The sequence below is a fragment of the Nonomuraea sp. JJY05 genome (genome assembly GCF_043496855.1).
Taxonomy (GTDB): domain Bacteria; phylum Actinomycetota; class Actinomycetes; order Streptosporangiales; family Streptosporangiaceae; genus Nonomuraea.
Genome location: NZ_JBIEIS010000015.1, coordinates 67102 through 86364, shown reverse-complemented (window position 1 = coordinate 86364; position 19263 = coordinate 67102). Strand labels below are relative to the sequence as shown.

At 70.4% G+C, this 19263-nt stretch carries 20 protein-coding genes and 1 pseudogene; 9 read left to right on the top strand and 12 right to left on the bottom strand.

Annotated elements, in window-relative coordinates; translation table 11 throughout:
* Window positions 1-23: 23 nt before the first annotated feature.
* Genes ACFKCF_RS24675 through ACFKCF_RS24650 form a run of 6 tightly spaced genes read right to left on the bottom strand, consistent with a single transcriptional unit; the run spans window position 24 to window position 6040 of the window.
* Window positions 24-569: a gluconokinase gene (locus ACFKCF_RS24675; protein ID WP_394497053.1), complete on the bottom strand. Its 546-nt coding sequence runs from the start codon at window positions 567-569 to the stop codon at window positions 24-26.
* Window positions 559-1788, bottom strand: a complete 1230-nt coding sequence (gene manD / locus ACFKCF_RS24670; protein ID WP_394497051.1) for a D-mannonate dehydratase ManD — start codon at window positions 1786-1788, stop codon at window positions 559-561. Before manD ends, ACFKCF_RS24675 begins: the two co-directional genes overlap by 11 nt.
* Window positions 1789-1819: 31 nt before the next feature.
* Window positions 1820-2968 (bottom strand): galactonate dehydratase, encoded by a 1149-nt coding sequence (dgoD, locus tag ACFKCF_RS24665; RefSeq protein ID WP_394497050.1) that lies wholly within the window; start codon window positions 2966-2968, stop codon window positions 1820-1822.
* Between the two features lie 5 nt (window positions 2969-2973).
* Entirely contained in the window at window positions 2974-3789 is an 816-nt protein-coding gene (locus ACFKCF_RS24660; RefSeq protein WP_394497048.1) for a carbohydrate ABC transporter permease, read from the bottom strand.
* A complete protein-coding gene (locus ACFKCF_RS24655; RefSeq protein ID WP_394497046.1) occupies window positions 3786-4736 on the bottom strand; it encodes a carbohydrate ABC transporter permease in 951 nt (316 codons plus the stop codon). The genes ACFKCF_RS24660 and ACFKCF_RS24655 overlap by 4 nt, the downstream gene beginning before the upstream one ends.
* A gap of 17 nt (window positions 4737-4753) precedes the next feature.
* Window positions 4754-6040: an ABC transporter substrate-binding protein gene (locus ACFKCF_RS24650; RefSeq protein WP_394497044.1), complete on the bottom strand. Its 1287-nt coding sequence runs from the start codon at window positions 6038-6040 to the stop codon at window positions 4754-4756.
* Between the two features lie 194 nt (window positions 6041-6234).
* Between ACFKCF_RS24650 and ACFKCF_RS24645 the strand changes: the two genes are divergently transcribed.
* Window positions 6235-6939 carry a FadR/GntR family transcriptional regulator gene (locus ACFKCF_RS24645; RefSeq protein WP_394497042.1) on the top strand — a complete coding sequence of 235 codons (705 nt, stop codon included), beginning with the start codon at window positions 6235-6237 and terminating at the stop codon, window positions 6937-6939.
* A 15-nt stretch (window positions 6940-6954) separates the two neighbouring features.
* On the opposite strand, the gene ACFKCF_RS24640 is transcribed toward ACFKCF_RS24645, so the two are convergent.
* The gene (locus tag ACFKCF_RS24640; protein ID WP_394497040.1) at window positions 6955-7086 is read right to left on the bottom strand and encodes a hypothetical protein; all 132 of its coding nucleotides are present in this window, start codon (window positions 7084-7086) and stop codon (window positions 6955-6957) included.
* Window positions 7087-7863: 777 nt separating this feature from the next.
* Here ACFKCF_RS24640 and modA point away from each other — a divergent pair.
* A complete protein-coding gene (gene modA / locus ACFKCF_RS24635) occupies window positions 7864-8667 on the top strand; it encodes a molybdate ABC transporter substrate-binding protein (protein WP_394497038.1) in 804 nt (267 codons plus the stop codon).
* A gap of 402 nt (window positions 8668-9069) precedes the next feature.
* On the opposite strand, the gene ACFKCF_RS24630 is transcribed toward modA, so the two are convergent.
* Window positions 9070-9540, bottom strand: a complete 471-nt coding sequence (locus ACFKCF_RS24630) for a hypothetical protein (protein WP_394497036.1) — start codon at window positions 9538-9540, stop codon at window positions 9070-9072.
* A gap of 314 nt (window positions 9541-9854) precedes the next feature.
* Between ACFKCF_RS24630 and ACFKCF_RS24625 the strand changes: the two are divergent.
* Window positions 9855-10155: pseudogene (locus tag ACFKCF_RS24625) on the top strand (helix-turn-helix transcriptional regulator); the annotation flags it as partial.
* Between the two features lie 237 nt (window positions 10156-10392).
* Here ACFKCF_RS24625 and ACFKCF_RS24620 read toward each other — a convergent pair.
* From ACFKCF_RS24620 to ACFKCF_RS24610, 3 genes are all read right to left on the bottom strand, one after another.
* On the bottom strand, window positions 10393-10581 hold the full coding sequence (locus tag ACFKCF_RS24620; RefSeq protein ID WP_394497321.1) for a hypothetical protein: 189 nt from the start codon (window positions 10579-10581) through the stop codon (window positions 10393-10395).
* A 367-nt stretch (window positions 10582-10948) separates the two neighbouring features.
* Window positions 10949-11083: a hypothetical protein gene (locus ACFKCF_RS24615; RefSeq protein ID WP_394497034.1), complete on the bottom strand. Its 135-nt coding sequence runs from the start codon at window positions 11081-11083 to the stop codon at window positions 10949-10951.
* 307 nt (window positions 11084-11390) lie between these two features.
* Complete coding sequence (locus tag ACFKCF_RS24610; RefSeq protein ID WP_394497032.1) at window positions 11391-11936, bottom strand: TetR/AcrR family transcriptional regulator; 546 nt, start codon at window positions 11934-11936, stop codon at window positions 11391-11393.
* Window positions 11937-12061: 125 nt separating this feature from the next.
* Here ACFKCF_RS24610 and ACFKCF_RS24605 point away from each other — a divergent pair, with 125 nt between their 5' ends.
* The 6 genes from ACFKCF_RS24605 (at window position 12062) to ACFKCF_RS24580 (ending at window position 19025) form a co-directional block, all read left to right on the top strand.
* Complete coding sequence (locus ACFKCF_RS24605; RefSeq protein ID WP_394497030.1) at window positions 12062-13777, top strand: ABC transporter ATP-binding protein; 1716 nt, start codon at window positions 12062-12064, stop codon at window positions 13775-13777.
* Window positions 13774-15501 carry an ABC transporter ATP-binding protein gene (locus ACFKCF_RS24600; protein ID WP_394497028.1) on the top strand — a complete coding sequence of 576 codons (1728 nt, stop codon included), beginning with the start codon at window positions 13774-13776 and terminating at the stop codon, window positions 15499-15501. Before ACFKCF_RS24605 ends, ACFKCF_RS24600 begins: the two co-directional genes overlap by 4 nt.
* Window positions 15498-16736: an MFS transporter gene (locus tag ACFKCF_RS24595; protein ID WP_394497026.1), complete on the top strand. Its 1239-nt coding sequence runs from the start codon at window positions 15498-15500 to the stop codon at window positions 16734-16736. The genes ACFKCF_RS24600 and ACFKCF_RS24595 overlap by 4 nt, the downstream gene beginning before the upstream one ends.
* Before the next feature lie 2 nt (window positions 16737-16738).
* On the top strand, window positions 16739-18175 hold the full coding sequence (locus ACFKCF_RS24590; RefSeq protein ID WP_394497025.1) for an MFS transporter: 1437 nt from the start codon (window positions 16739-16741) through the stop codon (window positions 18173-18175).
* Between the two features lie 104 nt (window positions 18176-18279).
* Window positions 18280-18426 (top strand): hypothetical protein, encoded by a 147-nt coding sequence (locus tag ACFKCF_RS24585; protein ID WP_394497023.1) that lies wholly within the window; start codon window positions 18280-18282, stop codon window positions 18424-18426.
* Window positions 18427-18428: 2 nt separating this feature from the next.
* The gene (locus tag ACFKCF_RS24580; protein WP_394497021.1) at window positions 18429-19025 is read left to right on the top strand and encodes a hypothetical protein; all 597 of its coding nucleotides are present in this window, start codon (window positions 18429-18431) and stop codon (window positions 19023-19025) included.
* Here ACFKCF_RS24580 and ACFKCF_RS24575 read toward each other — a convergent pair.
* Window positions 18991-19212, bottom strand: coding sequence for a hypothetical protein (locus ACFKCF_RS24575; RefSeq protein ID WP_394497019.1), 222 nt, complete (start codon window positions 19210-19212; stop codon window positions 18991-18993). The genes ACFKCF_RS24580 and ACFKCF_RS24575 overlap by 35 nt on opposite strands.
* Window positions 19213-19263 lie beyond the last annotated feature (51 nt).

The window sequence follows — 19263 nt, the reverse complement described above, 5'->3', positions numbered from 1 at the left end:
CCAGGCCCTGGTCAGGCACCAGCTCAGGGGATCGCCGGGCGGGTGGCGGGCGGCAGGCCGAGCCGGGCCGTCACCGCCGCCGCCAGCTCGTCCGGCGGCAGCGCCACCTCCAGCACCATCCCGGACTCCTCCGGGCCGAGGTGCTCCAGGGTCGCCCGCTGCGAGTCGAACAGGCCGGGCGACATGTAGTGGCCGGTGCGGCGGGTCAACCGGTCCCGGATCAGCGTCGCGGGCCCGTCCAGGTGGACGAACTCCACCTCCGGCGGGCCCTGCCGCAGCACGTCCCGATAGGAGCGCTTGAGCGCCGAGCAGGCCAGCACCGTGGAGACGCCCTCGGCGTGCCGGGCGGCCATCCAGGCGGCCAGGTCGCGCAGCCACGGCCAGCGGTCCGCGTCGTTCAGCGGGATGCCGGCGCGCATCCGCGCCACGTTCGCCTCCGGGTGGAACTCGTCCGCCTCGGCGAACCGCAGCCCGGTCAGCTCGCTGATCCTGCGGGCCACGGTCGTCTTGCCCGCGCCCGACACGCCCATGACCACGACGTGCCGGGTGCGCCGGTGCTCACCAGTCATGGACGGTGCCGTCCTTGAGCCGGTTGAACGGCAGGTACGCCGGTTGGTACGGGAACCGCGCCGCGGCCTCCTCGTCGAGCTCCACGCCGAGCCCCGGCAGCTCACCGGGATGCAGGTAGCCGTCGGCGAAGCTGAACGACTGCCGGAACACCTCGTTGGTCGCCGCGCCGTGCTGCATGTACTCCTGGATGCCGAAGTTGTGGATCGCCAGGTCCAGGTGCAGGGCTGCGGCCATGCCGACCGGCGAGATGTCGGTCGGGCCGTGGATGCCGGACTTGATCTGATATTGGGCGGCGTAGTCGAGCAGCTTGCGCATGGCCGTGATCCCGCCGGTGTGGGTGACGGCGGAGCGGACGTAGTCGATGAGCTGCTCGCGGATCAGGGTCTGGTAGTCCCACACGGTGTTGAAGACCTCCCCGATGGCCAGCGGGGTGGTCGTGTGCTGACGGACCAGGCGCAGCGCCTCCTGGTTCTCCGCCGGGGTGCAGTCCTCCAGCCAGAACAGGTCGTACGGCTCGAGCGCCTTGCCGAGCCGGGCGGCCTGGATGGGGGTCATCCGGTGGTGCCCGTCGTGCAGCAGCGGCAGCTCGGGGCCGAACTCGCCCCGCACCGCCTCGAAGACGCCGGGCAGGTGGCGCAGGTAGGCGCGGGTGTCCCAGTCCTCTTCCGCGGGTAGCGCGGTGCGCTGGGCCGGCTCGTAGTCGTACCGCTTGCCCTCGACGCTCGGCTGGGCGGCCACGCCGTAGACGGCGTTGATGCCCGGTACGGAGGTCTGCACCCGCAGCGAGCGGTACCCCATCTCCAGGTGCCGGCGGATCGAGTCGAACAGCTCCGGCAGGTCCCGGCCCGAGGCGTGCCCGTACGCCATGATCCCGTTGCGGGAGGCGCCGCCGAGCAGCTGGTAGAGCGGCATCCCGGCGGCCTTGGCCTTGATGTCCCACAGCGCCACGTCCACGGCGGCGATGGCGGCCATGGTGACGGGCCCGCGCCGCCAGTACGCCGAGCGGTAGAGGAACTGCCAGGTGTCCTCGATGCGATGCGGGTCCCGCCCGATCAGCAACGGGACGACGTGGTCGGCCAGGTACGACGCGACCGCCAGCTCGCGCCCGTTGAGAGTGCCGTCGCCCAGCCCGGTGATCCCCTCGTCCGTCGTGATCTTGAGGGTGACGAAGTTGCGGTCGGGGCTGGTGACGATGACGTCCGCTGCGATGATCTTCACGCGCGTACCTTTCTCAGTTCTGGGGTCATGGTCACCATTCCGCGTACGAACCGTCCCGGTGCCGCCAGACGGGGCTGCGCCAGGCGTGTCCCCGTTTGTCGGCCGCGCGGACCGCCTGGTCGTCGACCTCGATACCCAGGCCGGGCGCGGTCAGCCGCTCGACGTGCCCGTCCACGAAGGCCAGCGGGGTCTTGTCGAGGCAGTAGTCGAGCACCTCGGCGCCACGGTTGTAGTGGATGCCGATGCTCTGCTCCTGGATCAGGTAGTTCGGGGTGGCGAAGCCGACCTGCAGGCAGGCCGCCAGGGCGATCGGTCCGAGCGGGCAGTGCGGGGCGAGCTGCACGTCGTACACCTCGGCGAGGGTGGCGATCTTGCGCACCTCGGTGATGCCGCCGGCGTGCGAGAGGTCCGGCTGGGCGACCGCGATGCCGGCCTGGAAGACGGGCAGGAACTCCTGCCGGCTGTAGAGCCGCTCCCCGGTCGAGACCGGGGTGGTCGTCGAGCGGACGAACTCGCCGATGAGATGCGAGTTCTCCGGGACGACCGGCTCCTCCAGGAACAGCGGCCGGTACGGCTCCAGCAGCGGCGCCACCCGGCGGGCGTTGGCCAGGGTGAAGCGCCCGTGGAAGTCGACGGCCACGTCGCGGTGGTCGCCGAGCACCTCGCGGGCGGCGGCCACCCGGGCGACCACGCCGTCCAGCTCGGCGACCGAGGCGACCGGGCTCATCGCGCCGGAGGCGTTCATCTTCACCGCGGTGAGCCCGGCCTCGATCTGGGCGGCGATGTGGTCGCGGACCTCGCTGGGCTCGTCGCCGCCGATCCAGCCGTACACCCGGATCCGGTCCCGGACCGGGCCGCCGAGCAGCTGGTGGACGGGGGCGCCGAAGTGCTTGCCGGCGATGTCCCAGAGGGCCTGGTCGAGGCCCGCCACGGCACTGGCCAGGATCGGGCCGCCCCGGTAGAACGAGCCCTTGGTCAGCACCTGCCAGTGGTCCTCGATGCGCAGCGCGTCCCGGCCGATCAGCAGCTCCGCGAGCTGGTCGACAGCGGTGCGGACGGTCTCGGAGCGCCCTTCGCAGGTGGCCTCGCCCCAGCCGACGATCCCGCAGTCGGTCTCCACCCGGACGAAGAGCCAGCGGGGGGCGACGAGGAAGGTCTCCACGCGCGCGATGGTCGTCATGCCGCTCAGCCCTTCGTCGCGCCGGCGGTGAGGCCGGAGACCACGTACTTCTGCACGAACAGGGCGATCACCATGATGGGCACGGTGACCACGGTGGCCGCGGCCATCAGGCCGCCCCAGTCGATGCTGGCGTAGCCGACGAAGTCGAAGATCGCCACGGGCAGGGTCTTGGTGTCGGCGTCGGAGAGCACGAGCGCGAACATGAAGTTGTTCCAGGAGAAGATGAAGGACAGGATCCCGGCGGTGGCGATGCCCGGCACGGACAGCGGCAGGGTGATGCGGCGGAACGCGCCGACGTGGGTCAGCCCGTCGACCAGCGCCGCCTCCTCCAGCTCCTCGGGCAGGCTGTCGAAGTAGCCCATCATGATGTAGACCACCAGCGGCAGCGAGACGAACATGTGGCTGATGATCAGCACCCCGAAGCCGCCGACCATCTTCAGGTTGGAGAAGACGTAGAACCAGGGCACCAGCAGCGAGACGCCGGGGATGACCCGGGCCATCAGCACCACCAGCGCGGACTTCCTCATGTTGAACCGGCTCATCGAGTACGCGGCCGGCACGCCGAGGATCAGCGACGCCACCGTGGCGGCGAACGCCACCCAGAGGCTGTTGACGATGAACTCGACGTAGTTCGCCTGCTGGAGCACCTTGGCGTAGTTGTCCACGGTGGGCGAGAAGGCCAGGGCCTTGCCCGGGTCGTAGATGTCGACGTTGGTCTTGAACGACGCGGAGATCATCCAGAGCAGCGGCGCGACCAGCGAGAGCACCACGAAGGTGAGCGCCACCACCCGGAACACCTGGTACGCGGGCCGGGGCTTCATCGCTGCGCCTCCTTGCGCCGGGCGGTCAGGGCCCACATGGCCCCGATGATGATCAGGAAGAAGAGGATGAGCACGGTGGAGGAGACGCCGTACTCGTTGTAGTCGAAGCTGAGGCCGTAGGCGTACACGTTCAGCGTCTCGACCTCGTGGAACGAACCGCCGCCGCGGCCCTTCGTGGCGTACAGGATGTCGAAGGTCTTCAGCGCGTCGATGCCGCGCAGCAGGACCGCCACGGTCAGCGTGGGCATCAGCAGCGGCAGGGTGACGTGCCGGAAGCGCTGCCAGGCGCTGGCGCCGTCGATGCGCGCCGCCTCCTGCGGCTCCTCCGACAGCGAGGTGAGCCCGGCCAGCAGGATCAGCACCACCATCGGCGTCCACTGCCACACGTCGATGAAGATCGTGGTGGGCAGGGCCGAGTGCTGGCCGGACAGCCACGGCTGCGGCCCGATGCCGAACCAGCCGAGGAGCTGGTTGGCCAGGCCGATGTTCGGGTCGAAGATGAGCCGCCACATCATGCCGACCGCCACCGGGGTGGCGACGAGCGGCATGAGGATGGCGACCCGGACCCACCGCTGCCCCTTGAACGGCCGCCAGAGCAGCAGCGCGATCGCCATCCCGAGGACCACCTCGAACAGCAGCGCGACGACGGTGAACGTGGCGGTCCGCCCGACCGCGGGCCAGAACCGCTCGGTGTCCGACAGGACGTCGAGGTAGTTCCGCAGGCCCACGAACTCGCTCTCCGCGCGGACGGATCCCTCGGCGTCGGTCAGGCTGAGGTAGCCGGTCCAGGCCAGGGGGAACACCAGCAGCGCGGCGACGAAGGCCATCGCGGGCGCGGCGAAGAGCCATTTGCGGTGCTCGTCGACCCAGCGCAGCCACCCGGGTGTGCCGGGGGCGGCGGGGGCGCCGCGCGGCGCCTTGGTGGTGGGTGTGGTGATCGTTGCCATGGGGGACTCCAGGGGTCTTACTTGGCCTCGTCGTCCAGGAACTTCTGGAACGCGGCGTTGGCCGTGTCGGCGGCCGCCGCGGCGTCCTTGCCGGTGATCGCGTCGACGATCGGCTGGCCCACGATCTCGCGGGACTCGGCGACCTTCACGACCAGCGGCCGGTCATGACCCACCCCGTCCTTGGTGCTGGCCGCGATGGCCTCCACCAGGTCCTTCGGGAAGGTCGAGGTGCCCTCCGGGTTGGACCAGACGGAGCTGCGGGCGCCCGGCACGCCGGACTTCTGCTGGGCGAGCGTCTGCGCCTTGCCGGTGGCCCACTCGATGAACTTCCAGGCGTTGGCCGTGTTCTCCGAGCTGGAGTTGATGCCCAGGGCCCACGACGGGATGTTGTACGGCTTGGAACCGGACGGGCCGGCCGGGAACGGTGCGAAGCCGACGTTGTCCGAGACCTTGGACTTGGCCGGGTCGGTGGCGTTCTTGTAGAGCGAGTTGGCCTCGGTGTAGAAGGCGGCCTTGCCCTGGGTGAAGATGGCCATCGCCTCGGGCCAGCCCATGTCGGTGCTGACGTTCGCCGGGCCGGAGTCCTTGATCAGCCCGCCGTAGTAGGCGTACGCCTGCTTGGCCGCCTCGCTGTTGACGGCGGCCTTGCCGCCGCCGTCGACGAAGTCGCCGCCGAAGCTGTACAGGAAGCTGGAGAACTGGGTGACCGCCGGCGACTTGCCGGTACGGGCGACGAAGCCGGCGATGTCCGGCTCGGCCGCCTTGATCTTGGCGGCGGCGGCCTTGAGCTCGTCGAGGGTCTTCGGCGGGGCGCTCAGGCCGGCCTTGGCGAGCAGGTCCTTGCGGTAGTAGAGGACCTCCTGCTCGGTGATGATCGGGACGCCGACCGGCTTGCCCTCGTACGTGGTGGCCTCCACCGGGCCGGCCTGGAAGTCGCCGAAGTCCCAGTCCTTGTTGGCCTTCACCTGCTCCGACAGGTCGGCCAGGTACTTGTTCTTGGCGAAGAGCCTGCCCTCCTGCAGGGGGCGGTACATCATCACGTCGATGTCGGAGGAGCCGGCGTTCAGCTTGACGTTGTACTGGTCGGAGAGCTGGTCCTCGCCGAGCTGGGTGATCTCGGCCTTGAGCCCGGTCTGCTTCTCGAACTCGGGCAGGGCCTTCTTGATGTTGTCGGTCCACACGTGGTTGGCCAGGGTGATCCGGATTGTCTTGGACCCGCCGCTGTCACCGCCGCCGCCACAGGCGGACAGGGCCATGGCGGCCACCACGGCCAGAGATGTACCGAATATCGCTCGACGTCGCACGTCATCCCGCCTTTCTGTCATGGTCGCCGCCCCCCGGAAGAGCGCCACATGCTCGTAACATCTGCTTAATGCCGGGATGCTAGGCCAAAAAAGCTGACTTATTCAAGAGTCAGCCTCCAACTGATATGTTCTATGCCGTGAATCAGTCCTCCCCGGGGGCCGCCCCCACTCGGCCCGCCACTGCGGAGGCTGGGTTGCACGCACGCGTCCTCGACCACCTCGGCACCGCCATCTGCAGCGGCGAGGTGGCCGCCGGCTCGGTCCTGAGCATCGAAGACCTGGTCGACCGCTACCAGGTCTCCCGCTCGGTGATCCGCGAGGTGCTGCGGGTGCTCGCGTCCATGGGGCTCATCGAGACCCGGCGCCGGGTCGGGATCATGATCCAGCCCCCCGCGGTGTGGAGCGTCTTCGATCCGCAGGTGATCCGCTGGCGGCTCGCCTCGGACGGGCGGATGGCGCAGCTGCGCTCGATCACCGAGCTGCGGACCGCGATCGAGCCGTACGCCGCCTGGCTGGCCGCCGACCGGGTCGACGACGACGAGGCGAGCGAGCTGGTCGGGCTCGCGGCCAAGATGTGGGCCGCCGGGAAGGCCGGCGACGAGGCCCGCTTCCTCGACCTGGACATCGACTTCCACCGGCGGGTGCTGGCCGCTTCCGGCAACGAGATGTTCGCGAAGCTGCAACTGATCGTCGCCGAGGTGCTGGCCGGCCGGCACCACTACCACCTGATGCCGCACTACCCGGACGAGGAGGCGCTGCAGCTGCACAACGACGTGGCCCAGGCGATCCAGCGGCGCGACGGCGAGCGGGCGCGGAAGGCCATGGTGGGGATCATGGAGCAGGGCTTCGCCGAGATGAAGTCGCTGTGGGAGCGGACCGCCGAGCCGGGCGGCGCCTGATCGGCGGCTTTCACGTCAGTGCGGGGGTCTCCGGCGCAGGCCGGGCCTGCCCGCCAGGGTGGCCCGCAGGTGGGGGGCGACGTCGTCCTCGAGCTCGGCCCAGGCGAGGGTGGGGCGGTGGCGGTCGGGGCCGGTGGCGGTGATCACCAGGCGTAGCTGTGCGTTCTTGGCGCCGGGATCGATGCTGGGCCGCCGCTGAGTTGTTGCTTCGGCGCTCGCCGCCGCTGGGCCGTCGCATCCCCGCTGGGTCGCCTCTGGGCTGTCGCTTTTCCGCTCGCCGTCGCTGGGTCGCCGCTTCGGCGCTCGTCACCGCCCTGCTGGTCACGCTCACACCCGCCGTCACGGTCCGCGTCCGCCGTCACAGTCGCGCCGGCCGCCCGCCTCTCCTCCGTCCGGCAGACCGTCGTCGGCGCGGGGCGGGGGAACCGTGTTCCGTCGCGTCTCGTGGATGCCACGAGCAAACCCCAGATCACACCGCTCCTGCGGACCAAGATGGCTCTTCAGGCTCGAATCTGCGGACGGTATCGTGAGGGCTTGTGACGACGTTCCGGATCGGCGAGGCCGCCGTGCTGCCCGGGGTCAGCTCCGACCCGGTCCGCCGCCGCGTGGCCAGGGGTCGGCTGGGAATCGCGCGGGACGAGCACGGTCATCGGCAGGTGAACGGCGCCGACCTGGCCGCTTTCGCTCGTTCGCAGATCGAGGAGAGCGGCGACGGCAGCCGCTCCTCGGCGCGTAACCGGTTTCGCGGCATCGTGACCGAGGCGATCCACGATGCGGTGATGGCGCAGGCGAAGATCGCCGCCGGGCCGCGTACGAGCTGGGTCTGGAGGTGCGGTGGCGGCGGTGGCCGTAATCAAGTCCACCGACGTCGTCGTGGTGATTCCCGGTCACGAGCGCGTGGCCGGCTACTTGTGAGGAGCCCCTGTGGTGTTCAGGCGTCTTTCCCGATGGGCGATCGCCCTGCCCGTCGCATTCGCGCTGGCAGGCCTATCCGGTTGCGGCTCCGGCGAACCGTCCACGACCGCGGCCTCATCGGCTCCGGACGCCGGTGGCGGGGCCAAGGAGGTGACGGTGTTCGCGGCGGCGTCGCTGACCGGGACGTTCACCGAGCTCGGCAAGGCCTTCGAGGCCGCGCATCCGGGTACGACGGTGAAGTTCAACTTCGGCTCCAGCGCGACGCTGGCCCAGCAGATCACCCAAGGGGCTCCGGCGGACGTGTTCGCCGCGGCGAGCCCGGCCACGATGAAGACCGTGACCGACGCGTCGGTGGCGAGTGCGCCGACCACGTTCGTGCGCAACAAGCTGGAGATCGCCGTGCCGAAGGACAATCCGGCCAAGGTGGATGAGCTGAAGGATCTGACCGACAGCAGGGTGAAGGTGGCGTTGTGCGCCGAGCAGGTGCCGTGCGGGGCGGCGGCGATCAAGGCGCTGGACGCGGCCGGGCTCAAGGTCAAGCCGGTGACGCTGGAGCAGGACGTCAAGGCCACGCTGACCAAGGTGGAGCTGGGCGAGGTGGACGCGGCGCTGGTCTACAAGACCGACGTGATCGCCTCGGCGGGCAAGGTCCAGGGCATCGCGTTCCCCGAGGCCGACCAGGCGATCAACGACTATCCGATCGCGACCCTGGCCAAGGCGCCCGCGGGTGACCTGGCCAAGCAGTTCGTGGACCTGGTGCTGTCGCAGCAGGGCAAGGACGTGCTGACCAAGGCCGGCTTCGAGGCCCCCTGATCCGGGATGAGCTCTTCGGCGCCGGAACAGCTCGACCCGGCGGGTCCGCACGGCGGGCCTGCGGCCGGAGATCCGGCCGTGGGTCGGGAGGTCTGCGGGGGCGCCGGGCGTCCGGCCGTGGGCCGGGAGGCGGTCAAGGCCGTCGAGACCCACACGTACCGGGCATGAACGCCGAGCGGCCCCGCCACGACTGCAACGCCATCTGCCTCGGCGGCCCCTGCCACGGTCTGCTCACTTACGTCGACCAGGACATCGGCATCCTGACCGTCCCCATGCCACGCCGCTCGCCGACGAGCCCGAAATGTGCGCCCGCTACCGCATCGCCCGCGAACAGGTGCGCTACTTCGGCCAGGCCGAGCCGTACATCGCCCTGCACTGGGCCGACCCGCCATGCCCTGGGGCCTAGACCCATAACCGGTCGTCCGCGCACACCCTGATGTCGGTGACCCGGCTGATGTGCCGCGCTCCGCAGCGGTCGCCCGGCATCACCAGGTGCGGGCCCTCCTCGTCGAGGTCGCGGCAGTCCATGCCGACGGCGAGCAGCGCCGCCGTGTTGCCGAACTCGGGGTCGATCTCGCCCCACGACAGCACCACCCGGTGACCGTCCCGGCCCAGCACCGCGATCACAAAGCGCAGCCGGTCCTTCCGCTCGGCCGGGTCGAACAGCGGCTCGGCGGCCTGGAGCACGTCGATGAGCAGTGGCCCGGTGAAGTGGTGGCGCCGCGGCCCGGAACTGCGGCACTCGAAGCTCACCGTCATTTCCCGCTGTGGCATCGAGCGGAGCGTCGCGACGCTCACCCAGGCAGGCGCGCGCACCTGGCCCGACAGCGTCACCTGGCCGTTCGTAGGGAGATCGGTCGACATGGAGTGCACCGGCGCCTCCTCGCGTACCCTGCCGCCTGGCTCATCTGCGAGCTGCGCCCAGCTTACTCATGGCGGATGAGAGGGGAAGGCGTCAATCTGCGCCGCTTGTGAGCCTGCCGAACCTCTTGCCTTTCACGGCAAGGAGGGCGAGCTCCGAGGCAGCGAAGGCCTCCTCCGGCTACCGGTTGCCGGGATCGCTGCGGTCTCGGTGGCCTGAGGCGGTGAAGCGGATCTCGTGTGAGGCGTTGGGGGCGAGGAAGTCCGGCAGGCCGCCGCCCTCGACGGTCAATGCGTCGCGGTCGCGGGCGGACAGCGGTGCGAACCTGCCCGACGCGCGCGACTGGACCGGCGCCGAGCTCTCCCAGCGTCTCGGGGTGAGCGGGCGGACCGTGCGTACCGACGTGGAGCGCCTGCGCAGCCTCGGCTACCCGGTACGGGCCACGCGCGGCGCCACCGGTGGCTACCGTCTCGGCGCCGGCGCGGCCCTGCCGCCGCTGCTGCTCGACGATGAGGAAGCGGTCGCCGTCACTCGGCCTCCGGACCGCGGCCGGTGGTGCCATCGCGGGAATCGAGGAGGCCTCCTTGCGGGCACTGGTGAAGCTGGAGCAGGTGCTGCCGGCCCGGGGGATCGTTTCGGGACCGCCGTCCAGGCCCTGGTCGGTGAGTTCTTTGCGAAGCCGGACGGTCAACTCGACGGTGTCGGCGTCGATCGCGGACGGTGAAGTGCGCGGCCGTCGGCAGCGGGGCTCGAACGCCGCCTCGCCCTCGGACCGGTCACCACGCGCTCCGCTCCGGCATGAGGAACGGCGCCCGATCCGGGGCTTCCCGGGGAGCGCCGTTCGCCGTTTCCGGGGCGTCAGATCACAGGTCGTGACCGCACTGGCCGTAGAAGCCGCCCTCCCAGTCGAAACACCACTCCCAGATGGTGACGTGGCCGTCGTTGGGCATCGCCTGAGCGGGAGCCGCAGCAGCGCCGCCGATCAGCCCGGCGGCGATGGCCCCGAGCATCACGACCTTGACTCGCTTACCGGCCCTGGAGAAACGCGCCATCGATGGACTCCTTCTCATCGTCGGAACGAGAAGGAGTCCATCGCAGCGCAACTGTGGATCACTTGGAACCCGGTTGTACACCGGTTGGAGGTGGACGGCCCGCTGGTGAGAATCGCCCCACACGACCCAAACGAGCACCGTCACCGCAGGTCACGCTGGGCAACCGCGGCCGCCTGCCGGGGGCCGGTTTCGGCCGGGCCGTTCAGGGATGAGCCCGGCGCTCGGCGGCACGACAACGCTGCACGGGACGTTTCCGCAGGTCGCGTTGCCGGCTAAGTGCCTTTATGCCAAGGCGCCCCGGGCTCTTGGCCACGCTCAGCTACTTTGCGCCTGGTGGCACGGACGCGAGCGGAGGGCCGGCGCCGGCTCAGTAGGTGGTCTTGCTTACTCCACCTACCACGTAGTTGTCGTTGACCTCGATCAGCGCTGTGTTCTGGTAACGGTGACCGGCCTCCTTGGGCGTGTGGATCTCCGGTGACCTGCCCAGAAGATAAGGACGCACGAGCTTCCCAGTGAGCCGCGGGCGTTGATGTACACATCGCCTGATACCCGAAGGGTGCGGCTCTCCCCTCGGTGAGTGCCTGAGCTGGGCTTTTGTGCACCTGACTGGTTGATCCGGGAACCGCCTTCCACTGTGCGTGCAGACCCGTGAGGCGGTGGTGACGATGAGCTCGTTGCTCGAGGAACCGGCATGGCGCGAAGCCGCGGCCCGCCGGCGGATCGGGGAGATCCGCGAGCAGATCGCCGCACCCGGTTGAATGCGCCGGTCACGCAAACCGGCATGGCCCGCGGTGAGACGGTCGCCGTGGTCAGGCGCTGATCAGCACGCGGCAGAGGCGGGCGACCTCGTCCAGCAGGCGTTGGCGATCTTCCGGCACGTGCAGGATGTGGTCGGCGCTTCCGTGCATGGCGTGGTAGAGCACGATGGCAGTTGCCCCCGGGTCGGGGACGGTCGTCTCCTCCTCCAGGAGTTGCCGCAACGCGTCGACGGCCACGTGGGGGCCCGGCTCCTGCGACGTTTGAGGCTCGTGCCGGAACAGGACGTCGTGCAGCCGGGTGTCGGACAGGTATTCGGTGATGCCGGCCAGGAGCCAGGCTTCCACCCGGGCAAGACCGGTCTTGGCGTCGGCGGCGTGGCGCTGGTGGGCGACGAACCGTTCGACGTACCGGTCGCGGAGCGCCGCGATCAGGTCGTCCTTGCTGGCGAAGTGCAGGTAGAAGGTGCCTTTGGCGACTCCGGCGCCGACGACCACGTCATCGATCTTGAGGGTGTCGACGCCGTCGGCCAGGACAAGCCTCTCGGCGGCGTCGAGCAGGTCGCCGCGCCGCTGCTCGCTGGATTTCGTCCGGGCCACTGCGCCTCCTTCTGAGCCTTTGCCGATGACGACCTTAGTGGATGGATGACCACCCTCCCTTGCCACCGATAATCGTTTCCACTAGGTTCTGACTGACGGTCAGTCATATCGCTTGCGGAGCAAACATGAACGTGCTCAATGAGGTCATATCCACGGTACGGGTGCCGCTGGCCGGCAGCGTCGCCCTGGGCAGCGGCGTCGTGATCACCCGGTTGATCCAGGCTTACGGAGTCGCGGTCCTGGTCGCCGCGCCGCTGGCCGACCGGCCCTGGGAGGCGGGGCTGTGGGGCCTGGGCGTGGCGGCGGGCATGGCGGTGCTCCGCTCGCTGCTGCTGTGGGCGAGCGAGTCGAACGCCGAGTCCATCGGGCACCGGGTCACTATGACGGTGCGTCGCCGCCTGCTCGATCACGTGCTGACACTCGGCCCCGCGTACACGGCGACACGGCGGACCGGCGATGTCGCCGCGACGCTCGTGGAGAGCACCGCCGCGATCGAGACGCTGGTGGCCAGGGCCCGCCCCGTCCGGTTACTGGCCTGGATCGGGCCGCTCATGGCCGCGGCCGTCGTGGGAGTCATCGACCCGCTCGGCGGGTTCATGATCGCGGCGGCGCTGGTGGTCATGCAGGTCACGGGGCCGATCTGGAACGCGATCGGACGCAAGGGCCACGACCGGGTGTTCACCGACCTGTACGCCATGGACGCCGGCTTCGTCGAAGCGGTCCAGGGAATGGCCACGGCCAAATCCTTCGACGCCGCGCCGAGACTGCGGCAGGGACTGGCGGTCCAGGCGGAGACCGTGCGCGTCGCGAGCATGCGGATCCTCGGCGTCCTGTTCACGCAGATTCTGGCCAGCCGCTGGGCCAGCCTCGGCGCGGGAGCGGCGGTGGTGGTGCGTACCGGATACCTCGCCGCGGACGGGCGCGTCTCCGCGCAGGCGGCACTGACGGTGCTGCTTGTCGTGCTGGTCGCGTTCGTACCTGTCGAGGAGGCCGGCAAGTACCTGCACGCGACCTTCAGCGCTCAGGCGGCGGTGGCCAAGCTGGACGCCTTCCTCGCCGAAGAGCCGACGGTCCGTGACGACAACCGCCGGCCGGTTTCCCTGGGCGCCGCCCCAGTGGTGGTGCTGGAGGAGGTTTCCTTCCGCTACCCCGGCCGTGACGAGGACGCGGTCTCCGGCGTCGGCCTCACCCTCGAACCGGGGCGTACAGTCGCGCTCGTCGGGCCGTCCGGCTCTGGCAAGAGCACGGTCGTGTCGCTGCTGGCCAGGCTGGTGGACCCGGCCGCGGGCCGGGTCACCGTCGACGGGCGCGACCTGCGAGAGCTGCCGCTGGAGCAGTGGTGGCGCACCATCGCGGTGGTCAGCCAGGACACGCACCTGTTCCCCGGCACCATCGGCGAGAACATCGCCCTGGCCCGCCCCGACGCCCCGCGGGAACAGATCGAGGCCGCCGCCGAGGCCGCCGGGCTGGCGGCCGACATCGCCGCCATGCCCGACGGCTACGACACCCAGGTGTCCGAGCGCGGCGGCCGCCTGTCCGGCGGCCAGCGGCAACGCGTGGCGATCGCGCGGGCCCTGCTGCAGGACGCGCCGGTCCTGATCCTCGACGAGGCCACCGCGGCCCTCGACGGGCAGACCGAGCGCGCGGTGCACGCCGCCGTCGAGCGGCTGCGCAGGACCCGGGCCGTGCTGATCGTGGCCCATCGCCTGGCCACCGTGCGCGACGCCGACGAGATCGTCGTCCTGGAGGGTGGACGCGTCGTGGAACGGGGTTCGCACGAGCAGCTGCTGGGCCGTACCGGCACCTATCACCGTCTCGTCCAGGCAGGAGCCGCACTATGACAACGCCTCCCACGTCCGTCGACCGGCCGCTGTGGCGTCTGCTGCCTTACATGGCCTCACGCCCGCTCGTCTTCTCCCTGGTCATTGCCTCCGGACTGGTCAACTACGGCATGGTTGTGCTGCTGCCCGCCTTGACCGCCTACCAGCTCGGCGGGCTGCTCACCGGCCGGGCAGAGTCCTTGGCCTCCCAGATCACCATTGCGGTGCTGGCCGCGGGGCTGGCGGGATGGTGGCAGACGCACATCGGGCACGACTGGGCCTACCGGCTGCTCAAAGTGCTGCGGCTGCGGCTGTTCGACGGCCTGGAAAGGGCCACCCCGGGCAGGTTGCTCGGCCGCAGGACCGGGGAGCTGGCCGACATCGCCAAGAATGACGTGTCGGCCACGGAGATGTTCTTCGCCCACACCGCCGGCGACTACGTCGGCGCCGTCGCGGTTTCGCTGGCCTCGGTCGCGGTGGTCGCGTCGATCGACGTGCCCAGTGCGGCCGTGATCGCGGTCATGATGCTGCTGGTCGCCGTGGTGCCGGTGGCGCTGTCACGGCGCGCGGGCGAACAGGGGCGTGCCGTGCGGGACGCGGCCGGGGCCGTCGCCGGTGAGACCGTCGATGTCATCCAGGGGCTGCGGGAGCTGGCGCTCGCGCGCCGTGGCCGCGAGGCCGCCGACCGGGTCCTCGCCCGTGCCCAGAAGCTGGGCGTGCGTCGCCGCGCGTATGCCCGGCGCGCCGGCCTCGAACTGGTCGTCTCGGAGCTGCTGCTGGGACTCGGCCTGCTCGCGCTTACCTTCCGGGCGGTCGCGGGGGCGGTGGAGCCGCGCTGGATTCCTGTCTTGATCGTTCTGGGCGTGTCGGCGCTGGCGCCCATCGCGACCGTCTCCGCGACCGCCCGCACGCTCGGCGACGTCCGCGCCGCCGCGGGCCGCGTCCTGGCCATCATCGGCTACCCGCCCCACGTGCGGGAGCCGGAGGCGCCCGAGCCGGTACGCGACGCGCTCCCGGCCGTCGCCTTCGACGACGTCCGCTTCGGCTACCCGGGCAGCGCGCACGAGGTGCTCCGCGACGTGTCGTTCCAGATACGTGCCGGCGAGATCGTGGCGCTCGTCGGAGCCTCGGGCGCGGGCAAGACGACCCTCGCCAACCTGCTGCTGCGCTTCTGGGACGTCTCCGCCGGAGCCGTCACCATCGGCGGTGTGGACGTGCGCAACCTGTCCACGAGCGAGTTGCGCACGACCGTCACCGTCGTCCCCCAGGATCTCTACCTCTTCCACGACACGATCGCGGGCAACATCAAGCTGGGCCGCCCCGACGCCACGGACGCCGAGGTCGAGCGGGCCGCTCGCCTTGCCGGCGCACACGACTTCATCACCGCATTGCCTCAGGGCTACCGGACGCTCTGCGGTGAGCGGGGAGCGTCCCTGTCGGGTGGGCAGCGCCAGCGGATCGCCATCGCCAGGGCGCTGCTGACCGGCGCGCCCGTTCTCGTCCTCGACGAGGCGGTCTCCAGCCTCGACACCGAGACAGAACGCGCAGTGCACGATGGCCTGGCGGCCACCCGCGGAACCCGCACCACGCTCATCATCGCCCACCGGATCTCGACCATCCGGCGAGCCGACCGCGTCGTCCTGCTCGACGGTGGTGCCGTCGTGGCCACCGGCACCCACGACGAATTGGTCACGGGATCGGGGGCCTACCGCCGGCTGACGGCCGGCCAACTGGACGCACCGTGACCGTCGAGGGCATCACCCGGCGGCACCGGCTCACGGTGATCGGATCGCTGTTCCTGGTGTCCGACATCGGCTACTCGTTCTTCTTCGCCGCACTCGGCACGATCCTGCTCGGCAAGGGGACTTCCCTGCAGAACGTCGCACTGATCAACCTGCTCGGTGTGATCTACTTCGGGCGCTTCCTCATCGGGCCCGTGGTGGATCGGTACGGCGTGGCGAAGTGGGGCCACTACCGGGGCTGGCTGATCGGCACGCAACTCGCGCTGATCGCCTGCCTGCTCGCCCTGGCCACGCTGGACCCGGTGGCGGATCTGCCCGTCGTCCTGACCGCGACCACCGTGGTACTGGTGATCTCGGCGTTCCACGACACCGCCGTCAACGGCCTGTCGGTGCGCCTGCTGCCGGCAGAAGAGCGCGGCCTCGCCAACGGGATCCAGGTCGGCGCCGCCAGCCTGTCCATCCTCATCGGCTCGGGCGGCTCCCTGCTGCTGTATGCGTCCGCGGGCTGGGCCGTGACGCTGATCGTGCTGGCGGCGGTGTTCGGCGTCCCGCTCGCCGCGCTCGCCCATTTCACCGAACCGACGTCGCCACCGCGTGACCAGGGCGTTTCATGGCGGGCGCTGGCCGGGCCGTTCCGCTCGCGCAGGACGGCTGCGTGGATCCTGCTGGTCGTCCCGTTCATGGCCCTTGGCCTGTACCTGGCCACCGCGGTGCAGTCGGCGATGCTCCTGGCCGCCGGATGGGAGACGGCGCGGATCGCCCTCGTCCAGTACACGATGGCCCCGCTCGCCGGAGTCGCCGCCGGCCTCGTGACCGGCGGGCTGATCACGCGATGGGGCCGGCGCCGTTCCCTGATCGTCATCGGTGGCTGCTCCGCCATCGCGCTGGCGGGCCTGCTGCCCCTCGCCACCGGAGCGGGGCATTCGCTGCTGGCCGGCGCAGCCGTCGTGGCGGTCGCGATCGCCTACTCGGCGATGGCCACGTGGATCTACACGATCGCGATGGACCTGGCCCGGCCCGCGACCGCCGCCACCGATGTCACCGTCCAGGTCTCCGTACTCGGCGTGCTGCGCATGTCGGCCGGCGCCGGCGGTCTGGCGCTCGCCGCCGTCGCCGGATACCCGCCGCTCATCGCCTCCTCCGTACTCCTCTCACTCGCCGGAACCACCGTCGCCGCCCTCTGGACCAGGCGGCACTCCTCCACCGACTATCCGAACGTCACCTCACAGACGGGATGACCTTGACCACCACGAACCGACGCCGGGGAACGCTCATCGCGACGTTCTCCGCCACCTTCATCGCCCTGCTCGACCTCACCATCGTCGCCGTCGCCCTCCCGGTCATGCAGACCGACCTCGACACGACCATCACCGGCAGCCAATGGATCGTCGATGCCTTCTCCATCTGCCTGGCGGCCTGCATGCTGTCCGGCGGCTCCCTGGGAGACCGCTTCGGCAGGAAACGCTGGTTCCTCATCGGCATGGCGCTCTTTCTGGCCGGATCCCTCGCCTGCGCGCTGGCGCCGACCCTGACCGCCCTGGTCGCCGGGCGCGGCGTGCAAGGAGTGGCCGCCGCCCTGCTCGTGCCGGGCACGCTGTCGATCATCGGGCAGACCGAACCCGACCCGGCCCGGCGGGCCCGCCTGCTCGGCTACTGGGGCATGTGCGCCAGCGCCGCCGTCCTGGCCGGGCCGATCATCGGTGGCCTGCTCGTGGACGGGTTCGGCTGGCCGGCGATCTTCTTGATCAACCTGCCGATTGGAGTGGCCGTCATCCTGCTCGGCAGCCGGACCATCGCCGAAAGCGCCGACCCCGAGCACGCCTCGCTCGACCCGGCGGGCCAGGTCTTGGGCATCCTCACCCTGGGGATCCTCATCTACGCCATCATCGAGACCCGTGCCAATGGCTGGGGATCGCCGACAACAATCACCTTGCTGGGGTCGGCCGCAGTCTCGGCCGTCGCCTTCGCCATCGTCGAGTGGCGTCAGGCCAAACCCATGCTGCCGGTCAGGCTCTTCGCCGACTTTCGATTCGCGACCGTGAATATCGCCTCAATCCTGCTCGGCTTCGGCGCCAACGGGGCCTTCATCCTGCTGTCGCTGTACTTCCAGCAGGCGCAAGGGCACACCGCTCTCGTCACCGGCCTCCTGCTGGTGCCCATGACCGCTGCCATCATGCCGGCCTCCGTCCTGGCCGGACGCCTGACCGCCACCCGCGGCCCGCGTCTGCCCATGCTCATCGGCTACACGCTCACCGGATGCAGCCTGCTGGCGCTGGCCACCATCGGCGGCGGTCACCCTTACCTGGTAACGGCGGTTCTCTTCGCGCTCAACGGCTTGGGCCAAGGATTGGCGATCACGCCGGCCGTCGCCGCCACCCTGCAACTGGTCCCTCGCCAAAGATCCGGCATCGCCTCCGCCACCGTGAACACCGCACGCCAAGGAGGCAGCGCACTGGGAATAGCCGGGCTCGGCACGATTCTCTCCCACCGCCTCGCCGACGCGGACGAAACAACCTTTCGAGGCCTGTACGGCACCGGCATGCGCGACGTCATGCTCACCGCGGGTGTCGCCGTCCTCGTCGGGGCAGTACTCCTGGCCCTCCAGAGGGTACGGCGTCCAGCGAGCCCGCATCAGCGCAGACCAGCTACCGCCGAGCAGGCCCAGCTCCCGCTCTGAGGTGTGGTCGATCGAGGAACTCCAAACGCATTTGGGTGCGGCTCTCCCTCAGAGAATTCCTGAGCTGGGCTTTGTGCGTGCAGACCCGTGAGGCGGTGGTGACGATGAGCTCGTTGCTCGAGGAACCGGCACGGCGCGAAGCCGCGGCCCGCCGGCGGATCGGGGAGATCCGCGAGCAGATCGCCGCGCTCACCTCACAGATGCAGGACGAGCAGGACCGCCTGCACGGCCGCCGGTGCTGGGTGCGGTGACGGTGCCGCACTGGCAACCCGGCGTGAACACGGCGGTGCTGCCGCGCGCGTACCGGGACGCGGCGGAGACCATGGCCGATGCCGGGGTGATCGGCGCGGACGGGGTGCCGCGGCGGCGGGTGGAGCTCGGGCACCACCGCCTGCTCGCCACGGTGACCGGGACGGTGCGCGGCTCGTTCGACGCCGCCCTGGCGGCGATCACCACACGGTGCGGTCAGGTGATCGGCAAACGGCAGATCGAGCAGCTGGTCGCCCAGGCCGCGGCCGATGTCGACGCCTTCTACGCCGCGCGAACCGTGCTGCCGTGCACGGCGTCCACGGTGCTGGCGATCAGCGTGGACGGCAAGGGCATCGCGATGCGCCCCGAAGCGCTGCGGCCCGCGACCGCGAAGGCCGCCGCCCGCGCCCGGGCCACGTTCCGGACGCGGCCGGCGGCCGGGGAGAAGCCGGCGCGCAAACGGATGGCGACGCTGGGGGTGGTCTACGACGCTGAACCGGCGCCGCGGCGGCCGCACGATGTGATCGCCGTCCGGTGTGTTCGAGCCGTTCGGCCAGGGCGCCGGCTCAGAGCTGGCCGTGGGCGGGCTCGACCCAGCTGAGCACGACGAACGGGGTGGCGCACGAAGGATGGTGGACCCGGCCCGCCGTGACCCGATAGGGGGCGCTGCGCGTCGAGCCGTCCGCCTCGAAGGCGAAGACCTCCACGACGCCGACGTCCTGGTCGATGCGGGTCAGCATGCCGTCGTAGGGGCCGCCGACGCAGATGGCGTTCGGGACGGGTCTCATCCCGGGCGACGCCCTAAGGTGCCGGCTTCGTTCTCCCTCACAGAGCAGTCC